The 20,171-nt window shown below is 72.4% G+C and carries 14 protein-coding genes and 1 pseudogene; 1 reads left to right on the top strand and 14 read right to left on the bottom strand.

Going from position 1 to position 20,171, the window contains the following annotated elements; genetic code table 11:
* Nucleotides 1-401: 401 nt before the first annotated feature.
* Nucleotides 402-3,563 (top strand): isoleucine--tRNA ligase, encoded by a 3,162-nt coding sequence (ileS, locus tag RM572_RS20180; RefSeq protein WP_311674770.1) that lies wholly within the window; start codon nt 402-404, stop codon nt 3,561-3,563.
* Nucleotides 3,564-4,516: 953 nt separating this feature from the next.
* On the opposite strand, the pseudogene RM572_RS20175 reads toward ileS, so the two are convergent.
* The 14 genes and pseudogenes from RM572_RS20175 to RM572_RS20110 form a co-directional block, all read right to left on the bottom strand.
* Nucleotides 4,517-4,648 (bottom strand): annotated as a pseudogene (locus RM572_RS20175) (DivIVA domain-containing protein); the annotation flags it as partial.
* Between the two features lie 51 nt (nt 4,649-4,699).
* Entirely contained in the window at nt 4,700-4,984 is a 285-nt protein-coding gene (locus tag RM572_RS20170; protein ID WP_027762541.1) for a YggT family protein, read from the bottom strand.
* Between the two features lie 62 nt (nt 4,985-5,046).
* Nucleotides 5,047-5,697 (bottom strand): cell division protein SepF, encoded by a 651-nt coding sequence (locus RM572_RS20165; RefSeq protein WP_311674769.1) that lies wholly within the window; start codon nt 5,695-5,697, stop codon nt 5,047-5,049.
* A gap of 188 nt (nt 5,698-5,885) precedes the next feature.
* Nucleotides 5,886-6,635 carry a YggS family pyridoxal phosphate-dependent enzyme gene (locus RM572_RS20160; RefSeq protein ID WP_311674768.1) on the bottom strand — a complete coding sequence of 250 codons (750 nt, stop codon included), beginning with the start codon at nt 6,633-6,635 and terminating at the stop codon, nt 5,886-5,888.
* Between the two features lie 15 nt (nt 6,636-6,650).
* A complete protein-coding gene (gene pgeF, locus RM572_RS20155) occupies nt 6,651-7,388 on the bottom strand; it encodes a peptidoglycan editing factor PgeF (RefSeq protein ID WP_311674767.1) in 738 nt (245 codons plus the stop codon).
* Nucleotides 7,385-8,587, bottom strand: a complete 1,203-nt coding sequence (gene ftsZ, locus RM572_RS20150; protein WP_311674765.1) for a cell division protein FtsZ — start codon at nt 8,585-8,587, stop codon at nt 7,385-7,387. The genes pgeF and ftsZ overlap by 4 nt, the downstream gene beginning before the upstream one ends.
* Nucleotides 8,588-8,870: 283 nt before the next feature.
* Entirely contained in the window at nt 8,871-9,719 is an 849-nt protein-coding gene (locus RM572_RS20145) for a cell division protein FtsQ/DivIB (protein ID WP_311674764.1), read from the bottom strand.
* A 57-nt stretch (nt 9,720-9,776) separates the two neighbouring features.
* Entirely contained in the window at nt 9,777-10,871 is a 1,095-nt protein-coding gene (gene murG / locus RM572_RS20140; protein ID WP_136184581.1) for an undecaprenyldiphospho-muramoylpentapeptide beta-N-acetylglucosaminyltransferase, read from the bottom strand.
* 6 nt (nt 10,872-10,877) lie between these two features.
* Nucleotides 10,878-12,350: a putative lipid II flippase FtsW gene (gene ftsW / locus RM572_RS20135; protein ID WP_311674763.1), complete on the bottom strand. Its 1,473-nt coding sequence runs from the start codon at nt 12,348-12,350 to the stop codon at nt 10,878-10,880.
* 52 nt (nt 12,351-12,402) lie between these two features.
* The gene (gene murD, locus RM572_RS20130) at nt 12,403-13,851 is read right to left on the bottom strand and encodes a UDP-N-acetylmuramoyl-L-alanine--D-glutamate ligase (RefSeq protein ID WP_311674762.1); all 1,449 of its coding nucleotides are present in this window, start codon (nt 13,849-13,851) and stop codon (nt 12,403-12,405) included.
* Nucleotides 13,848-14,912, bottom strand: a complete 1,065-nt coding sequence (mraY, locus tag RM572_RS20125; RefSeq protein WP_027762549.1) for a phospho-N-acetylmuramoyl-pentapeptide-transferase — start codon at nt 14,910-14,912, stop codon at nt 13,848-13,850. Before mraY ends, murD begins: the two co-directional genes overlap by 4 nt.
* Complete coding sequence (locus RM572_RS20120) at nt 14,909-16,312, bottom strand: UDP-N-acetylmuramoyl-tripeptide--D-alanyl-D-alanine ligase (RefSeq protein ID WP_311674761.1); 1,404 nt, start codon at nt 16,310-16,312, stop codon at nt 14,909-14,911. Before RM572_RS20120 ends, mraY begins: the two co-directional genes overlap by 4 nt.
* Nucleotides 16,309-17,997 carry a UDP-N-acetylmuramoyl-L-alanyl-D-glutamate--2,6-diaminopimelate ligase gene (locus RM572_RS20115; protein ID WP_394813656.1) on the bottom strand — a complete coding sequence of 563 codons (1,689 nt, stop codon included), beginning with the start codon at nt 17,995-17,997 and terminating at the stop codon, nt 16,309-16,311. The genes RM572_RS20120 and RM572_RS20115 overlap by 4 nt, the downstream gene beginning before the upstream one ends.
* A gap of 68 nt (nt 17,998-18,065) precedes the next feature.
* The gene (locus RM572_RS20110) at nt 18,066-20,099 is read right to left on the bottom strand and encodes a peptidoglycan D,D-transpeptidase FtsI family protein (RefSeq protein ID WP_394813659.1); all 2,034 of its coding nucleotides are present in this window, start codon (nt 20,097-20,099) and stop codon (nt 18,066-18,068) included.
* Nucleotides 20,100-20,171: the final 72 nt, after the last annotated feature.

Here is a 20,171-nt window from a genome sequence, read left to right as displayed (position 1 = left end):
GGTCGCCCGGTCGGACCGTCCTCTCGGTCTCCGTACGCCTTGCGAGGGCGTTGTGCCCCGCACCGCCGGGGGAAAACCGGTCCGCGCCGAGCGTGGCGGCCCGTACACTGGGTTCAGCGAAAGGCATGGATGGGGACGAGTAGCGTCGTCAGGCAGTCAGGAGCGACCCGGGGACGGTGTGAGCCCGGGGACGAGCGCGACGTGAAGATCACCCCGGAGCCGCCGGAAGAAAGTCCGCACGCCAGGCGTGCGGGCGAGTAGACCCGGCAGCGCGGCCCCAATGAGGGGGCGGCGGACACGACACCGCCGCCAAGGAGGGTGGTACCGCGGGAGCGCCGTTGCAGGCGCGTCTCGTCCCTCCGACGGAAGCACGCCAGTCCGCCGGAGGAAGACGACCGACGATGAGTCCCGAATCGCCGCAGCAGCACGACAAGCCGCTGTACCACCAGGTGCCCGCCCAGGTCGACCTGCCCGCGCTCGAGCACGCGGTGCTCGACTTCTGGCGCGAGCACAAGGTCTTCGCCCGCACCCTTGAGCAGTCCGAGGGCCGCCCCGAGTGGGTGTTCTACGAGGGCCCTCCCACCGCGAACGGGATGCCCGGCGCGCACCACATCGAGGCCCGCGTCTTCAAGGACGTCTTCCCCCGCTTCCGCACGATGCGGGGGTACCACGTGGCGCGCAAGGCCGGCTGGGACTGCCACGGCCTCCCGGTCGAGCTGGCGGTGGAGAAGGAGCTGGGCTTCTCCGGCAAGAAGGACATCGAGAACTACGGCATCGCGGAGTTCAACGCGAAGTGCCGCGAGTCGGTGACCCGGCACACCGACGCGTTCGCCGAGCTCACCACCCGCATGGGCTACTGGGTGGACCTGGACGACGCCTACCGCACCATGGACCCGGAGTACGTCGAGTCCGTGTGGTGGTCGCTCAAGGAGATCCACGCGAAGGGCCTGCTGGTCCAGGACCACCGCGTGGCCCCCTGGTGCCCGCGCTGCGGCACCGGGCTGTCGGACCACGAGCTGGCGCAGGGCTACGAGACGGTCGTCGACCCGTCGGTCTTCGTCCGCTTCCCGCTGACCTCCGGCCCGCTGGCCGGCGAGGCCGCGCTGCTGGTGTGGACGACGACCCCCTGGACCCTGGTGTCCAACACGGCCGTCGCCGCGCACCCCGAAGTGACGTACGTGGTCGCCACGGACGGGAACGAGAAGCTGGTCGTCGCCGAACCGCTGCTGGAGAAGGCCCTGGGCGACGGCTGGGAGGCCACCGGGCAGCGCTTCACCGGCGCCGAGATGGAGCGCTGGGCGTACGACCGGCCCTTCGCGCTGGTGGACGTCCCGGACGCCCACTTCGTCGTCAACGCCGAGTACGTCACCACGGAGGACGGCACCGGCCTGGTGCACCAGTCCCCCGCGTTCGGCGAGGACGACCTGGCGACCTGCCGCCGCTACGGTCTCCCGGTGGTCAACCCGGTGCGCGCGGACGGCACGTTCGAGGAGGGCGTCGGCCTGGTCGGCGGCGCGTTCTTCAAGAAGGCGGACGAGAAGCTGGTCGCCGACCTCGAGGCGCGCGGCCGGCTGTTCCGGCACGTCGCCTACGAGCACAGCTACCCGCACTGCTGGCGCTGTCACACCGCGCTGCTCTACTACGCACAGCCCTCCTGGTACATCCGCACCACGCAGGTCAAGGACGCGCTGCTGCGGGAGAACGAGCGCACCAACTGGTACCCGGACTCGGTCAAGCACGGCCGGTTCGGCGACTGGCTGAACAACAACATCGACTGGGCCCTGTCCCGCAACCGCTACTGGGGCACCCCGCTGCCGGTGTGGCGGTGCGCGGAGGAGCACACGGTCGTCGTGGGCTCCCGGGCCGAACTGGGCGAGCTGACCGGCGCCGACCAGTCCGCGCTGGACCCGCACCGCCCGTACATCGACGAGGTCACCTTCCCCTGCCCGACGTGCGGCGGGACGTCCACGCGCGTGCCGGAGGTCATCGACGCCTGGTACGACTCGGGCGCGATGCCGTTCGCGCAGTGGGGGTACCCGTACAAGAACAAGGAGATCTTCGAGCAGCGCTACCCGGCGCAGTTCATCTCCGAGGCCATCGACCAGACCCGCGGCTGGTTCTACACGCTGATGGCCGTCGGCACGCTCGTCTTCGACAGGTCCTCCTACGAGAACGTCGTCTGCCTCGGCCACATCCTGGCCGAGGACGGGCGCAAGATGTCCAAGCACCTGGGCAACATCCTCGAACCCATCCCGCTGATGGACGCGCACGGCGCGGACGCGGTGCGCTGGTTCATGGCGGCCGGCGGCTCGCCGTGGGCGGCGCGTCGCGTCGGGCACGGCACCATCCAGGAGGTCGTCCGCAAGACGCTGCTGACCTACTGGAACACGGTCGCCTTCCAGGCCCTGTACGCCCGCACCGGCGCGTGGGCCCCGAGCGGGGCCGACCCGGCGCCGGGCGACCGCCCGCTGCTGGACCGCTGGCTGCTCAGCGAACTCCACGCGCTGACCGACCAGGTCACCGCCGCGATGGAGAACTACGACACCCAGCGCGCCGGCAAGCTGCTGTCCACGTTCGTCGACGACCTGTCGAACTGGTACGTGCGCCGCTCCCGCCGCCGCTTCTGGCAGGCGGACCCGGCGGCGCTGCGCACCCTGCACGACACCCTGGAGACGGTGACCCGGCTGATGGCCCCGCTGGTGCCGTTCATCTCCGAACGGGTCTGGCAGGACCTCGTGGTGCCCGTGACGCCCGGCGCGCCGGACTCGGTGCACCTCGCGACGTGGCCGGAGGCCGACCTGGGCGCGATCGACCCCGAGCTGTCCGGCGACATGCTTCTCGTACGGCGGCTCGTCGAGCTGGGCCGGGCGACGCGGGCGGAGTCGGGTGTGAAGACCCGTCAGCCGCTGTCCCGGGCGCTGGTCGCGGCACAGGGCTTCTCGACGCTGTCGCCGGATCTGCGGCGGCAGATCACCGAGGAGCTCAACGTCTACGACATCGCCACCCTCGCCGACGTCGGCGGCTCGCTGGTCGACACCAGCGCCAAGGGCAACTTCCGTGCGCTGGGGCGGCGGTTCGGCAAGAACACGCAGGCGGTGGCCAAGGCCGTCGCGGCGGCCGACGCCGCGGCCCTGTCCGTCGCCCTGCGCGAGGGCACGGCCTCGGTGGAGGTCGACGGTGAGACGGTGACCCTCTCGCCGGAAGAGGTCATCATCACCGAGACCCCGCGTGAGGGATGGTCCGTGGCCTCCGACTCCGGCGCCACGGTCGCCCTGGACCTGGAGATCACGCCCGAGCTGCGCCGGGCGGGGCTGGCGCGCGACGCCATCCGGCTCATCCAGGAGTCGCGGAAGAACTCCGGGCTGGACGTCGCGGACCGCATCGCCCTCCGCTGGTCCGCCGCCGTCGTCGTCGGCTGTGAGGTGTCAGCCGGTCAGTTGTCGTCCTCGTCGATGAGGAAGCCGCGCATCGGCGAGGGCGCCGCCTGCGGACCGCCCTGCGGGCGGACCGGCGCCATCGGCTGGGTCATCGCGGGCGACATCTGCTGCTGGCCGCCGCCGTAGCTCTGACCGCCGCCCTGCGTGTGGCCGCCGTGCCCGGGGCCGCCGTGACCGCCCATGCCCTGGCCACCGCCGCCCATGGGCTGGCCGCCGCCCATCGACTGGTGACCTCCCATGGTGCCGCCGCCGGGTGCACCCGCGGAGGCCATCGACGGGGACGGGGGCAGCGAAGCTGCCGCGGGCGTCCGGGACGGGGCCAGCGAGTCGTCGGCCTGGTTCTCCAGCTGGCGGAGCTGGCTCTCCAGGTACGACTTCAGGCGCGTGCGGTACTCCCGCTCGAAGCCGCGCAGGTCCTCGACCTTGCGCTCCAGCGTCGCGCGCGCGGACTCCAGGGAGCCCATGGCGACGCGGTGCTTCTCCTGGGCGTCCCGCTCCAGGGCGTCCGCCTTGGCGCGGGCGTCGCGCTCCAGGCCCTCGGCGCGGCTGCGGGCCTCGCCGACGATCTTGTTGGCCTCGGACCGGGCCTCCGCGATCGCCTGGTCCGCGGTCTGCTGGGCGAGGGAGAGCACCCGGGCGGCGCTGTCGTTGTTCTGACCGCCGCCGGGAAGCTGCGGGCCGCCGGGACCCATGGGGCCGCCCTGCGGTCCGTGTCCACCGGGTCCACCGGGTCCGCCGGGGCCCATGGGACCGCCGGGACCGGCCGGGAGCTGCGGCTGACCGCCGGGAAGCTGGGGCGGGCCGCCCTGCGGACCGTGTCCACCGGGGCCACCGGGGCCACCCGGACCGCCGTGACCGCCGGGGCCGTGTCCACCCGGACCGCCGTGACCGCCGGGGCCGCCGGGGCCGTGTCCGCCCGGGCCGTGCTGGCCCGGGGGAACCGGCTGCGGTCCTGATATGGCGGCGGGCACCGGCGCCCCGCCGGGACGCTCCTGGCCCTCCGGAGGCTTGCGGCCCTGCTGCTGGTTCTGCTGGGCGGCACGGGTCGCGGCGGCCAGCTTGGCGCGCAGGTCCTCGTTCTCACGGAGCAGACGGGTCAGCTCGGCTTCGACCTCGTCGAGAAAGGCGTCGACCTCGTCCTCGTCGTAGCCCTCTCGCAGACGGACGGTCGTGAACTGCTTGTTCCGCACGTCCTCGGGGGTCAGTGGCATCTCTTCACCTCAACGTATTCGTCGGCATATCGGCAAGACCATAGGAATCGTTCACAGCCTGGCCACGACGTTGATCAGGATGTAGACGATGATCATGAGCACGAAGAAGGACAGGTCGAGCGCCACGCCCCCGAAGCGTAGCGGCGGGATGAACCGCCGCAGGAGCTTGAGTGGCGGATCAGTGACAGTGTAGGTGGCCTCCAGGACCACCACCATCGCCTTGCCGGGTTGCCATGAGCGGGCGAACTGGAAGACGTAGTCCATCACGAGCCGGAAGATCAGCACGAGCATGAAGCACCACAAGGCGATGTAGATCACCTGCTGCCAGACGGCCATCTTGCTGTGCCTCTCCCCTTGGCTCGTGCGGCCCTCCCGGCCGCGTGTTCCGGTCCTGCGTCTCAGCTCTGGTTGAAGAACCCGCCCTCTGCGATGCGGGCCTTGTCCTCCGCCGTTACATCGACGTTAGCAGGAGACAGGAGGAAGACCTTCTGCGTCACCCGCTCGATACTGCCGTGCAGACCGAACACCAGCCCGGCCGCAAAGTCGACAAGTCGCTTCGCGTCGGTGTCGTCCATCTCGGTCAGGTTCATGATCACCGGGGTGCTCTCGCGGAAGTGTTCCCCGATGGTACGGGCCTCGTTGTAGGTCCGCGGGTGCAGCGTGGTGATCCGGTAGGGCTCCCGCTCGGACACGACCTTGGGCATGATCACCGGTGCGCTCTTCTCCAGGTTCTGACGTTCAGGTGTGATGGATGACACGGGAGCAATTCTCCCGCCTCGTCCGCTTTCGCCGGCGCCCACGGGCGTCGGCGACGCCTCGCGCTCCCGTTGGGCCGGCGGATGCACGGCCCGGAGGGACTCCTCGGGTTCCGCCTTCTCCAGGGAGTGCCGCGACAGGGAATGCTGGGGGGATTCCTGGTGCCGACGCCGGTCCCGCTCGGGCTCCGGCTCGGGCTCGAACTCGTCGTCGGGGTCGAACCCCGGGCCGTCGTAACCGTCGTCCTCCACGAGGCCGAGGTAGACCGCCATCTTGCGCATCGCGCCGGCCATTGACTGCATCCTCCGCTCTGTGGTGGTTCCCCTGCCCTCGGCGGGAGACCCCACTCCTGCCTCCTGCGGGGAGGCCGTAAGGCTCCGTCGCCGGCGACCTTGGATCCACGTGGTCCTCCCGCCTGCCGGCCTGTCCACCAGGACGGAATGACCATATTTTCTGCTGTGGTCCGACTTGCTTGGCGACGTTACCGGAGCCGGGGTCGGACTCCGAGTACCGCGCTTCCGACGCGGACATGTGTCGCGCCGGCGGAAATCGCCTCCTCGAGGTCCGCGCTCATCCCTGCGGACACCATCGTCGCAGCAGGATGCGCCGTGCGCAGGCAGGTTGAGATTTCCCGCAGGCGCGCGAACGCCTCACCCGGCTTTCCGGCGTATGGGCCCGCCAGCGGGGCCACGGTCATCACTCCGTCCAGACGCAACCCCCTGGCCTCAGCCACGGCGTCGGCCAGTTCGGCGACCCGGTCCGGCGCGGCGCCGCCGCGCGGCCCGGCGTCGTCGCTCTCCGCGTCCAGCCCGACCTGGATCAGGCAGCCCAGTTCGCGATCCCGCGGCGCGGCCGCGTTGGCCAGGGACCTCACCAGGCGCAGGCGGTCGACGGAGTGCACGAAGTCGGCATATCCGGCCACCGAGCGTGCCTTGTTGGTCTGCAACTGGCCGACGAAGTGCCAGGTCAGGGGCAGATCCGTGCACTGCGCCGCCTTCGGGGCGGCGTCCTGGTCGCGGTTCTCGGCGACGTGCCGGACACCGAGCTCCCACAGCAGCCGCACGTCGCTCGCCGGGTAGGTCTTGGTGACGACGACCAGGGTCACCGCGTCCCGGGGACGGCCGGCCGCCTCGCAGGCGCGCGCGATGCGCCCCTCCACCGAGGCGAGGCCGGCGGCGAGTTCGGCCCGCCGGTCGCCGGTCGCGGAGCGGACGGAGGCGTCGTCGTTCATGGTGTGATCTTTCCCTCAGTCGTCCAGCCAGACGTAGCTCCCGAGCCGGCCCGTGTCGCGCTCGCGGCGGTAGGAGAAGTGGTCGTCCGACTCGAGTGTGCAGACCGCGGACTGTTCCAGGGCCGTGACACCGGCGGCACGCAGCTGGGAGCGCACCCCCGCCGCGACGTCGACCGCCGGCGTGCCCCACGAGGTGGCCGCGTACGCCGCCGGCACGGCGGCCGCAACCTCGGCACGCATGTCCTCCGGCACCTCGTAGCAGCGGCCGCACACCGCGGGACCGGTCCGCGCGATCATGCGGGAGGTGTCGGCACCCAGGCGCACCATGGCCTCGATCGTCGCGGGCACCACGCCGGCCAGCAGCCCCGGGCGTCCGGCATGGGCGGCACCGGCCACCCCGGCCTCGGGGTCGGCGAGCAGCACGGGGGTGCAGTCGGCGGTGAGTACGGCGAGTGCGAGGCCGCGGCGGGCGGTGACCACGCCGTCGACCTCGGCCACCGGGCGTCCGGAGAGATGCGGGGGCTCGTCCACGACCGCGACCTCACGGCCGTGCACCTGGTTCATCCAGACGACCCGGTCCGGGTCGATCCCCAGACTTCCGGCCGCCAGCGCGCGATTGCGCCGCACCGCGGCGGGGTCGTCGCCGACCGCTCCGCCGAGGTTGAGGGTGTCACGAGGAGCGGCGCTCACCCCGCCCCACCGGTCGGTGAAGGCGAAGTGGGCGCCGCTCAGCGTGTCGTGCAGGCCTATCACTTCAGGAAGTCCGGCACGTCCAGCTCTTCGGCCTGGCTGTCCTGGTACGGACGGGCGGGCGGCACCTGGGGAGCCGGCGGCGGGACGTCGGCCCCGGCGGCCGGCTGCGGGGCGGGGGTCTCCTCGTCGCGCGGGGTGAGCACCCCGAGCGCGGGCCGCTCCCCGCCCTCGTCGGAGGTGCGGGAGGAAGAGGAGGAGTCGTCCCGGGACCCGTAGGCGCCGAGCACCTTGTCGCGGTTCTTCGGCGGCGGCTGGCCCCCGTCGAAGCCGGCGGCGATCACGGTGACCCGCACCTCGTCGCCGAGGGCGTCGTCGATGACCGCGCCGAAGATGATGTTCGCCTCCGGGTGGGCCGCCTCGCTGACCAGCTGGGCGGCCTCGTTGATCTCGAAGAGACCGAGGTCCGAGCCGCCGGAGATGGACAGCAGTACGCCTCTGGCGCCGTCGATGGAGGCCTCCAGCAGCGGCGAGGAGATCGCCATCTCGGCGGCGGCCACCGCACGGTCGTCGCCACGGGCCGAGCCGATGCCCATCAGCGCGGAGCCCGCCTCGGACATCACGGACTTGACGTCGGCGAAGTCGAGGTTGATCAGACCGGGCGTGGTGATCAGGTCGGTGATGCCCTGCACACCGGACAGCAGGACCTGGTCGGCCGACTTGAACGCGTCGAGCACGCTCACCTGACGGTCCGAGATGGACAGCAGCCGGTCGTTCGGGATCACGATGAGGGTGTCGACCTCGTCCCGCAGGCCGGCGATGCCGTCCTCGGCCTGGTTCGCCCGGCGACGGCCCTCGAAGGTGAACGGACGGGTGACGACGCCGATGGTGAGGGCGCCGAGGGAACGCGCGATGTTGGCCACGACGGGCGCGCCGCCGGTGCCGGTGCCGCCGCCTTCGCCGGCGGTGACGAAGACCATGTCGGCCCCCTTGAGGACCTCCTCGATCTCCTCGCGGTGGTCCTCGGCGGCCTTGCGGCCGACGTCGGGGTTGGCCCCGGCGCCGAGCCCCCGGGTGAGCTCGCGGCCCACGTCGAGCTTGACGTCGGCGTCGCTCATCAACAGGGCCTGCGCATCGGTGTTGATCGCGATGAACTCGACGCCCTTGAGACCGACCTCGATCATCCGGTTGATGGCGTTCACGCCACCGCCGCCGATACCGACGACCTTGATGACTGCGAGGTAGTTCTGCGGTGCTGCCACGTCGAAGGCCTCTCGCCTCGAGTTACGTTTCCCTGCTGGGCGGTCCGAATGCCGACCTCAACCCCGAACCTGAAGTCTAGGGTTAACCGTGCTCGTACTTCTCTGGACTCTTCGCAACGGACACTAAGTCGACAAGTGCTGGGTGTTCAACGAACACGCCGAACCTCCCGTTTTTCTTTTCACCCTATGTGATCAGGCCGTCCGGTGATCCACCAGGGTGCTGGCCTGCGGGTATGTACGTCAACTCGGTTGAGGCTGCGGCAGCCTGCGGGGGCGTCAGGGGTCAGGGCGGAGAAGGACGCGAAGAGGAGGCCGCGGGGGCGGTGGGGGCGGAGACGTCGAAGTGCGCAGCGTCGGGAGAAGCCTTCATCAGGGCGCGCAGCGCCCTGTTCTTCGCCGTGCCGCGTTCGGCGCTCCCCCACCGCACCGTGCGGTCGCCGGTCAGTTCGACGGTGAGCGCGTCGTAGGAGGCGGCCCTGACCGTGCGGGCGTCCTCGCGTACCCCGGCGGGCAGGCCGGCGAGGACGTCGGCCGCGGCCCGGCGCAGGGCCCGGGCGCTGAAGCGCTGCTGCGCCTGGGCGTCGGCGCGCGGTTCGACGACGAGAAGCGGAACGCCTTCCGGAGCTTCGCCGACGGTCGCGAAGCGCACACCTTCGGCGTCCACTTCGACGTACCGGGCGCCCTCCCCCGGGTCGCCGCCGCTCTTGCGGAGCAGCAGCACGGGGCGCCGTTCGGTCACGTGCACGCCCACGCCGTGCGGCCAGGCGCGGACCACCCGGACCTCGTCGACGCGGCGCAGCGCCTCCCGTACCCGGCGTTCCACGGCGGACGCGTCCAGGGACGCGAGCGGAGCACCGAGCGGAACGTCGGCGACGTCGAGCACGCGGCGCTCCGTCAGGACGCGGGTGCCGTCGACCGAGACCTTCTCGACGCGCAGCCAGGAGGAGCCGTAGAGCGCCCAGACGCCGAAGGCGCCCAGTAGCAGCGCCAGGACGACGAGGACCAGCAGGGCACGGCGGCCGGGGCGGGGGAGGCGGCGCCGGACGGACGGTTCGGCGGGGTCCGCGGTGGGGTCCTCCCCCGTCCGCCGCTCGTCCGTGTGCCGCTCGGCGGCCTGTGCGGGTCCGGCCACGCTCCCTGCCCTCTCCTCGGCCTCCGGGCGCGGTACCGCACCCGGAGGCGGGTGTGCCTACGCCTGACGGCGTGCCGACATCGCCTCGTGCACCATGCCGACCAGCAGGTCGTCCGCGTCCGGGCGGCCGAACTCGGCGGCGGCGCGGGCCATGTGGTGCAGCCGGTGCGGGTCGGAGAGGACCGGGAGCACGTGGTCCCGGATCCACTCCGCCGACAGCTCGGCGTCGTCGACCAGCAGGCCGCCGCCCGCCTTGACCACCGGCTGGGCGTTGAGCCGCTGTTCGCCGTTGCCGATCGGCAGGGGCACGTACGCCGCCGGCAGTCCGACGGCCGACAGCTCCGCGACGGTCATCGCGCCCGCGCGGCAGAGCATCATGTCCGCCGCGGCGTACGCGAGGTCCATGCGGTCCACATACGGTACCGGCACATAGGGCGGCATTCCGGGCATGTGGTCGACCTGCGGCAGTTCGTTCTTCGGACCGACCGCGTGCAGCACCTGGATGCCGGCGCGCTGGAGCTGCGGGACGACGGACTGCACGACCTCGTTGAGCCGGCGGGCGCCCTGCGAGCCGCCGGTGACCAGCAGGGTCGGCAGGTTGGCGTCCAGCCCGAACGCGGCCCGCGCCTCCGGGCGCGCCGCACGACGGTCCAGGGTGGCGATGGAGCGGCGCAGCGGAATGCCCACGTAGCGGGCGTGCCGCAGCTTGCTGTCCGGCGTGGAGACGGCCACGTACTGGGTGTAGCGGGAGCCGATCTTGTTGGCGAGACCGGGGCGTGCGTTGGCCTCGTGCACCACGATGGGGACGCCGAGCCGCTTGGCGGCGAGGTAGCCGGGCAGGGCGACGTAGCCGCCGAAGCCGACGACGCAGTCGGCCTTGGTGCGCTCCAGGATCTGCTCGGCGGCCTTGATGGTGCCGCGCAGCCGCCCGGGCACGGTGATGAGCTCGGGCGTGGGTTTGCGCGGCAGCGGCACCGCCGGGATCAGGCCGAGTTCGTAGCCGCGCTCCGGCACCAGCCGGGTCTCGAGTCCGCGCTCCGTCCCGAGGGCCGTGATGCCCACGGTGGGGTCCTGCCTGCGCAGGGCGTCCGCGAGGGCGAGCGCGGGCTCGATGTGGCCGGCGGTCCCCCCGCCGGCGAGTACGACATGCACCGAAATTCACCGCTCTCCGGACGGCGGCCTTCCGGACCGCCGTCTCATCGTCTTCCCTTTACGCCCAGCCCGGCCGCGGCGGAGGAGTCCCCCGAGGGCGGGCTGCCGCGCGGCCAGTGCCGCCCGTGCGGCCGGATCGCTGCGCGCGAACGCGATCAGCAGACCGACCGCGAACATCGTCGGCAGCAGGGCGGAGCCTCCGTAGGAGAACAGCGGGAGGGGGACGCCGGCGATCGGCAGCAGGCCGAGCACCGCACCGATGTTGATCCCGGCCTGCACCGCGATCCAGGTGGTCACACCTCCCGCGGCATACCTCACGAAGGGGTCCTCCGTGCGTCCGGCCACGCGGATACCCGCATAGCCTAGAGCCGCGAAGAGAGCGAGCACCGACAGCGTCCCCGCCAGTCCGAGTTCCTCCCCGGTCACGGCGAAGATGAAGTCGGTGTGAGGTTCGGGCAGTTGACCCCATTTCTCCACGCTCGCCCCGAGCCCGGAGCCGAACAGGCCGCCCGACGCGAGGGCGTAGATGCCGTGCACGGCCTGCCAGCAGGGGTCCAGCGCGCCGGCGTCCGGGTCGGTCACGCCCAGGCACTGGAGCCGGGACATCCGGTTGGGGCTGCTCCAGACGAGCAGGGCGGCCAGCACCGCGCCGACGCCGAGCACCGAGGCGAACAGGCGGGTGGGGGCTCCGGCCAGCCAGAGCAGGCCGAGGGCGATGGCGGCGACGATCATGGCGGTGCCCATGTCTCCGCCGAGCATGATGAGCCCGAGCAGCAGCAGGGCGACGGGCACCAGCGGCACCAGCAGGTGGCGCCACTGCGTCATCAGGCCCTTCTCCCGCTTGCGGGCGAGCAGGTCGGCGCCCCACAGGACGAGTGCCAGCTTGCCGAACTCGCTGGGCTGGAGCTGGAAGGGGCCGCCGAGGCCGATCCAGTTCTGGTTGCCGTTGACCTCGACTCCTATGCCGGGCACCTGGACCAGGCACATGAGGAACACCGAGGCGGCGAGCAGCGGGTAGGCGCAGGCGCGGTGCAGCGCGACGGGCATCCGCACGGCGATCAGCAGCAGGATCGCGCCCAGGAGCGCGGCGAAGACCTGCTTCTGGAAGTAGTAGGTGGACGACAGCCCGTACCGCAGCGCCTCGATCTGCGAGGCGGAGAAGACCATCACGAGTCCGAGCACGGTGACCAGCAGCGCCGATCCCATGATCAGGTAGTACGCCGTGAGCGGGCGGTCCCACGCCCGGCGGGCGCGCCGGTACGCCCTGCCCAGGGGGCCTCCCTCACCGCCCGGCAGGCGCGGGGGCCGGCTGGTGGCGGGTGCCCGGCGGGGCACGGGCGGGCGGCGGGTGCGGGCGCCTGCCGCGTAGACGGTGGCGGGGCCGCCGCCGGCGGCGGCCCGTGCGGCCTGCCGCGCCCCCTCCGGGCCCGGCCGACGGGTGGTGCCCGCCGGGCGGTGCGGTGTCGCGTCGGCCGTCATGCGCGTCGTCCCCTTCGTCCCACCCGGTCCTCGGCCCCGGGGAGGCTGCGGCTCAGTCGCCGGCCGCCGGGCCGGAGCCCAGTGCGTGGACGGCCTCGGCGAAGGCCTCACCGCGCGTGTTGTAGTTGGTGAACATGTCCATGGAGGCGCAGGCCGGGGCCATCAGCACCGTGTCGCCGGGTCCGGCGAGGCGGGTGGCCTCGCGGACGGCGGCCGCCATCGCACCAGTGTCCGTCCGTTCGAGGTCGACGACCGGGACATCCGGGGCGTGTCGCGCGAGGGCTTCGGCGATCAGGGCCCGGTCGGCGCCGATCAGCACGGCCCCGCGCAGACGCTTCACCGCGCGGGCGACGAGGTCGTCGAAGGTGGCGCCCTTGGCCAGGCCGCCCGCGATCCAGACGATGGAGTCGTAGGCGGCCAGGGACGCCTCGGCGGCGTGGGTGTTGGTGGCCTTGGAGTCGTCCACGTAGGCGACGCCGCCGACGTCGGCGACGTGCTCGATGCGGTGCGCGTCGGGGCGGAAGCTCCGCAGGCCCTCGCGTACGGCTGCGGGCTCGACGCCGTACGCGCGGGCCAGCGCGGCTGCGGCGAGCGCGTTGGCGATGTTGTGGGGGGCGGCCGGGGCGACGTCGGTGACCTCGGCGAGTTCCTGCGCGTTCCGCTGCCGGTCCGGCACGAAGGCGCGGTCCACGAGGACGCCGTCGACCACGCCGAACTCCGAGGGCCGGGGGGCGCCGAGGGTGAAGCCGATGGCACGGCAGCCCTCGACGACGTCCGCCTCGCGGACGAGTTCCTCGGTGGCCGGGTCGGCGGCGTTGTAGACGCAGGCGACCTGGTTGCCCGCGTAGATGCGGCCCTTGTCCGCGGCGTAGGCCGCCATGGAGCCGTGCCAGTCGAGGTGGTCCGGGGCGAGGTTGAGGACGGCGGCGGAGTGCGCGTGGACGCTGGGCGCCCAGTGCAGCTGGTAGCTGGACAGTTCGACGGCGAGCACGTCGTAGTGCTCCTCGGAGAGCACCACGTCCAGCAGCGGGGTGCCGATGTTGCCGACTGCGGCGGTGCGCAGCCCGGCGGCCTCCAGGATCGAGGCGAGCATCTGGACCGTGGTCGTCTTGCCGTTGGTGCCGGTGACGGCCAGCCACGGCGCGGCGTGCCGCCCGGGCCCCTCGCGCAGCCGCCAGGCCAGCTCGACGTCGCCCCACACCGGCACGTCGTGCGCGGCGGCCGCGGCGAACAGCGGACTGTCCGGCTTCCACCCGGGCGAGGTGACGATCAGGTCGGTGTCCTCGGGGAGGGTGGCGCCGTCGCCGAGGCGGACGGCGACGTCGTCCGCGCCGAGGGCGGCGGCACGGTCGCGGTGCGCGTCGCTGTCACCGCCGTCGACGACGGTGACACAGGCACCGAGCCGGGCCAGGACGCGTGCGGCGCTGACGCCGCTCACGCCCAGCCCGGCCACGACGACACGCCGGCCGGTGAAGTCCTCCGGGCCCTGGGCGGCGGTCACTTCGCCGCCGCCCAGGCGGCGAAGAAGATGCCGACGCCGACGATCGCGCACATGCCCTGGATGATCCAGAAGCGGACCACCACAAGGACTTCGGACCACCCCTTGAGTTCGAAGTGGTGTTGCAGTGGCGCCATCTTGAAGACGCGTTTGCCGGTGAGGCGGAACGAGCCGACCTGGATCACCACGGACATGGTGATGAGGACGAACAGGCCGCCGAGGACGGCGAGCAGCAGTTCCGTGCGGGAGCAGATGGCCAGGCCCGCCAGGGCACCGCCCAGGGCGAGCGAGCCGGTGTCGCCCATGAAGATCTTCGCGGGTGAGGTGTTCCACCACAGGAAGCCGAAGCAGGCGCCCATCAGCGCGGCGGCGACCACGGCGAGGTCGAGCGGGTCGCGCACCTCGTAGCAGCCGGGGCCGGCGGTGGCCGGGTTGGCGCAGGACTCCTGGTACTCCCAGACGCCGATGAAGGTGTAGGCGCCGAAGACCATCACCGACGCACCGGTGGCCAGGCCGTCCAGACCGTCCGTCAGGTTCACGCCGTTGGACATGGCCAGGATCATGAACAGCGCCCAGACCACGAACAGCACCGGGCCGATCGACCAGCCGAAGTCCTGAGTGAAGGACAGCTTCGTCGAAGCGGGGCTCAGTCCGCGCTCGTCGGGGAAGTTCAGCGCCAGGATCGCGAAGCCGATGCCGACGATCAGCTGTCCGGCCATCTTCGCCTTGGCGCGCAGGCCGAGGCTGCGCTGCTTGACGATCTTGATGTAGTCGTCGAGGAACCCGACGAGACCCATGCCGGCGAAGAGGAACAGCACCAGCACGCCGGAGAAGGTGGGCTCACTGCCCGTCACCAGCTTGGTGACCGCGTACGCGATCAGCGTCGCCAGGATGAACGCGATACCGCCCATGGTGGGGGTGCCGCGCTTGCTGTGGTGGTTCTGCGGCCCGTCGTCGCGGATGAACTGGCCGTAGCCGCGGGACGCGAGCAGCTTGATCAGCAGCGGGGTCCCGATGAGCGACAAAAACAGACCGATGACCCCGGAGAAGAGGATCTGCCTCATCGAGCAGGAACCTCGCCCTCGAGCAGGCCGAGCGCCACACGCTCCAGACCGACCGACCGGGACGCCTTCACCAGGACCACATCCCCCGGACGCAGTTCCTCACCCAGCAGCTCGATCGCCGCCTGAGCGTCGGATACGTGCACCGACTCCTCACCCCACGAACCCTCGTTCTTGGCGCCCATGTCGAGCCAGGCGGCCTCCCGGCCGCCCACCGCCACGAGCTTGTGGACGTTGAGCCGGACGGCGAGCCGTCCGACCGCGTCGTGCTCGGCGAGTGCCTGGTCGCCGAGCTCGGCCATCTCGCCGAGAACCGCCCAGGTCCGCCGCCCCCGGCCCATCGCCGCGAGCGCGCGGAGCGCGGCCCGCATGGAGTCGGGACTGGCGTTGTAGGCGTCGTTGACGACCGTGACTCCGTCGGCGCGCTCGCTGACCTCCATCCGCCAGCGCGAGAGCGTGCCCGCCGCGCCGAGTGCCGCGGCGATCTCGGAAGCGGGCATGCCCAGTTCATGGGCCACGGCCGCCGCGGCGAGCGCGTTCGACACGTGGTGCTCACCGTACAGGCGGAGGGTCACGTCGCTGCACCCGGTGGGTGTGTGAAGCGTGAAAGCGGGCCGCCCGCGGTCGTCGAGGTGCACGTTCTCGGCGCGTACGTCCGCTTCGCCCGCCTCGCCGAAGAGCACCACGCGTGCGCGGGTGCGGGCGGACATGGCGCGGACCAGCGGGTCGTCGGCGTTGAGGACGGCCACGCCGCCCGCGTCGGCCGGCGGCAGCGCCTCGACCAGCTCCCCCTTGGCCTGCGCGATCTGCTCGCGGCCGCCGAACTCGCCGAGGTGCGCGGTGCCGACGTTGAGGACGACGCCGATACGGGGCGGGGTGAGGCCGGCGAGGTAGCGGATGTGGCCGATGCCGCGGGCGCCCATCTCCAGTACGAGGTGCCGGGTGTGTTCGTCGGCGCGCAGCGCGGTCAGCGGCAGCCCGATCTCGTTGTTGAGGTTCCCCGCGGGATAGACCGTCGGGGCGAGGCGTTCCAGCAGCTGGGCGATGAGGTCCTTGGTGCCGGTCTTCCCGGCGGAGCCGGTGAGGGCGACGACCTCGGCGCCCAGGGTCCGCACGAGATGGCGGGCGAGCGCTCCGAGGGCGGCCGTCACGTCGTCGACGACGATCGCGGGCACGCCCACCGGCCGGGTGGCCAGCACGGCGGCCGCACCGGCCTCGACGGCCCCGGTCGCGAAGTCGTGGCCGTCCGCCCGGGCGCCGGGGAAGGCGACGAAGAGCGCCCCGGTCTCGACCTCGCGGGAGTCCTTCACCACGGGACCGGTGACACGGACGTCGGGGTCCGGTATGTCGCACTGCTGTCCGGAGACGACAGCGGCGATCTCGGCGAGAGAGAGGGGGATCATGAAATCTGGTCGTCTGTCCGGGAGGTCGGGGCACCGGCGGTACGGGTCCGCTCGATGGCCTCGCGCAGCACCAGCTTGTCGTCGAACGGGCGGACCACTCCGGCGATGTCCTGGCCCAGTTCGTGGCCCTTGCCCAGCACGAGGACGGCGTCCCCCGGCTCGGCGTGGGCGACGACGGAGGCGATCGCGGCGGCCCGGTCCTCCTCGACCAGGACGGTCCCGCGTTCGTAAGCGGGCACCTCGGCGGCGCCCGCGAGCATGGTGGCGAGGATCGCGAGCGGGTCCTCGGTGCGCGGGTTGTCGGAGGTCAGCACGGCCGTGTCGCACAGGCGGGCCAGCGCGGCGCCCATGGCGTTGCGCTTGTGCGGGTCGCGGTCACCGCCGCAGCCGAGCACGGCGTGCACCCGGCCGTCGGTGACCTTGCGGATGGCGTAGAGCACCGACTCCACGGCGTCCGGCTTGTGGGCGTAGTCGACGACGGCGAGGTAGTCCTGGCCGGCGTCGACGCGCTCCAGGCGGCCGGGCACGCCGGGTACCGCGGCGACGCCGTCGGCGGCCGTCTGCGGGTCGATGCCGGCGGCGACGAGGGCGGCGATCGCGGCGAGCGCGTTGGCGACGTTGAACGGCCCGGGCAGCGGCGCGGCGGCCTGGACGGTGAGGCCGTCCGGGCCGTGCACGGTGAAGGTGGAGCCGAGCGGACCGACCTCGACGTCGGCGGCGCGCCAGTCGGCGTCCGGGTGGCCTTCGGCGGAGAAGGTGGTGACGGGCACCTCGGACTCGGTGATCAGCCGGAAGCCGTACTCGTCGTCGAGGTTCACCACGCCGGCGCGGGAGCGTGCCTTGGTGAAGAGCTGCCGCTTGGCCTGGAAGTAGTCCTCCATGTCCGGGTGGAAGTCCAGGTGCTCCGGGCTGAGGTTGGTGAAGACGGCGATGTCGAAGACGCAGCCGTCCACCCGGCCCAGCACCAGGGCGTGCGAGGAGACCTCCATCGCGACCGAGGTGACGCCGCGTTCGCGCATGACCGCGAAGAGCGCCTGGAGATCGGTGGCCTCCGGCGTGGTGCGCTCGGACTTCAGGCGCTCGTCGCCGATGCGGGACTCGACGGTGCCGATGAGTCCGGTGACGCCGCCGTCCTTCTCCGCGGCCCGGCGCAGTCCGCCTTCGACCAGGTAGCTGGTGGTGGTCTTGCCGGAGGTGCCGGTGATGCCGATCTGCAGCAGACCGTCGCCCGGGGCGCCGTAGATCGAGGCGGCCAGGGCGCCCATCCGGGCCCGCGGGTCGGGCACGGTGAGCACGGGCAGCCCGGTGGCGGCGGCCCGCTCGGTGCCGGAGGGGTCGGTGAGCACCGCGACGGCGCCGAGGCTGGCCGCCTGGGTGGCGAAGTCGGCGCCGTGGAAGCGGGCCCCGGAGAGCGCGGCGTAGACGTCGCCGGGGAGCACGGCGCGCGAGTCGTGGGTGATACCGGTCGCCGCGGCTTCGGAGGCGGGCGCATCGACACCCAGCTGCCGGGCCAGTTCGCTCAGAGGTACGGGGCTCAGCTGGGCCGGGCGAGGCGGTGCGGAGGAGATCTGATCAGCTTGTGGCACGGCGGTGAGCGTACCCGGCGAGCGGTCGTCGCCGCGAAGCGAGGGGTTTGCCGGGCGCCGTGCGGGGCGGCGTCCCGTGCCGTCGGTGATCGTGTCCACGTAACAGCTCCGGTCTTCCGTTCGCTGGGCCGTCGCGGCGGCCCCTGGGCCGATCCCCCCGGATGGTGCTACTCCTGCTCGCCCTCCTTCCGGCCAGTGTCGTCCTTCTCGCGCTCCGGGTCGAAGAACACGGGCAGGCCGGCGGGCTTCTCTCCGCTCGGCGGCACTCCCAGCGACTTGAGCGAGAAGGACATGACGTCCTTGAAGACGGGCCCGCACACCTCGCTGCCGAAATAGCTTCCCTTGCGCGGGTTCTGCACCGCGCAGTAGACGGTGACGCGGGGCGCGTCCGCGGGCGCGAAACCCGCGAAGGACGAGGTGTAGCCGTTGTAGCGGCCGGTCTGCGGATCCACCCGGTTGGACGTACCGGTCTTGCCGGCGACGAGGTATCCGGGGATGCGGGCGGTGGTGCCGGTGCCCTCGTCGCTGGAGACGACGGACTCCAGCATCCTCGACAGGGTGCGCGCCGTCTCCTCCTTGATCACCCGGCGCGCGTCGGGCTCGGCCGCCGCCGTGAAGCCGCCGTCCGGACCGGTGGTGCCCCGGATCAGGGTCGGCTCGGTGCGCACGCCGCCGTTCGCGATGGTCGAGTAGACCGACGCGGCCTGGACGGCGTTGAGGGACACGCCCTGGCCGAAGGCGATCGTGTACTGCTGGGACGCCGACCAGTCGCCGGGAGCGGCGAGCAGGCCGGGCGTCTCGCCGGGGAAGTCGAGGCCGGTCTTCTGCCCGAGACCGAACTTCCGCAGGTAGGAGTGCATGATCTTGTTCGTCTGCGACCGGGAGTCGGCGAGCTGCTCCGTGGCCAGGATGGTGCCGATGTTGCTCGACTTGGCGAGCGCCCCGTTGAGGGTGAGGTACCAGGTGGGGTGGTCGATGTCGTCGGCGAAGGCGCGGTCGGCGCGCGGCAGCCGGTTGGGCACGGTCACGTGGGTGCGCGGGGTCGCGACGCCCTTGTCCAGCACGGCGGCCATCGAGACGGCCTTCAGCGTCGAACCGGGCTCGTAGGCGTCCTGGAGCGCGCCGTTGCCGAGGGTGGAGCTGTCGGCGCGGGCGATGTGGTTGGGGTCGAAGGTGGGGGCGTTGGCCATGGCGAGGATCTCGCCGCTGCGCACGTCCTGCACGACCACGTAGCCGCCGTCGGCGTGCGACTTCTCCACCTGCTCGCCGATGGCGCGCTGGGCGGCCCACTGGATGTCGCGGTCCAGGGTCAGTTCGACGTCGGAGCCCGGGACGGCGGGCTTCTCCTCGGCGTCGGCGGTGGGGATGCGGCGGCCGCCGGACTGGGCGTAGGTGATCTGCCCGTCCCGGCCGGACAGCTTCTTCTCCAGCTTGGCCTCCAGGCCCCCGGAGCCCTCGCCCGCGGCGTTGACGAAGCCCAGTACGCCGGCGGCGAGTTCGTCGCCGGGATAGACGCGTTTGGCGTGCGCGTCGGAGAAGACGCCGGCGAGCACGTTGGGGCCGTCGCCCTCGGCCGCCTTGCCGGCCAGCGCGCTCTTGAGGTCCTTGATCTGCCGCCAGTCCTGCGGGGTGCGCTGGCGGGCGAGCCGCACGTAGCGGGTGTCGTCGCGGGAGAGCTTGCGGGCCAGCTCGGCCTCGGGCTCGTCGAGGATGGGAGCGAGGAGTTCGGCGGCGCGGGCGGGGGCGTCGCCGACGTCCGTGTGCTCCTCGGTGAACAGCAGCGGGTCGGCGGTGATGTCGTACGCGTCGACGGTGGTGGCCAGCGGCACCCCGTCGCGGTCGGTCATGGTGCCGCGTTCGGCGGCCAGCGAGACGGTGACGTAGCGGTGGGTCGCGGCGGCTTCGGCGAACGTGCCGGCGTCGACCGCCTGCACCTGGAGCAGCCGGCCGGCGAACACCAGCAGCACCAGGGTGACGGCGACACCGATCAGCCGGAGCCGGGGCTGGGGGCGGGCGAGGCGCAGCGGTCTGCCGCCCGGGCGGCTCCCGGCGCCGGCGGGGCGGGAGCGGGAGGGGGGCGCCCCGCCGGGGGTGCGGCGGGTGCCGCGGGCCGGCGGGGCGGTGGGGGCGCGTCCCGACTTCCTGCGCGCGGCGTCCGGCCGGGACGGCCCGGCGCCCTTGCGGGGCACCTCCTTGCGCACCTCCTTGCGCGCCTCCCTGCGCGGGGTGTCCTTCCGGGGGGTGGGCTTCCGGGGGGTGTCCCTGCGGGGTTC

This window comes from Streptomyces hazeniae (assembly GCF_031845485.1).
GTDB lineage: Bacteria > Actinomycetota > Actinomycetes > Streptomycetales > Streptomycetaceae > Streptomyces > Streptomyces hazeniae.
Note: the sequence above shows the minus strand (reverse complement) of the source record. Positions and strands in the feature narration are given on the sequence as shown.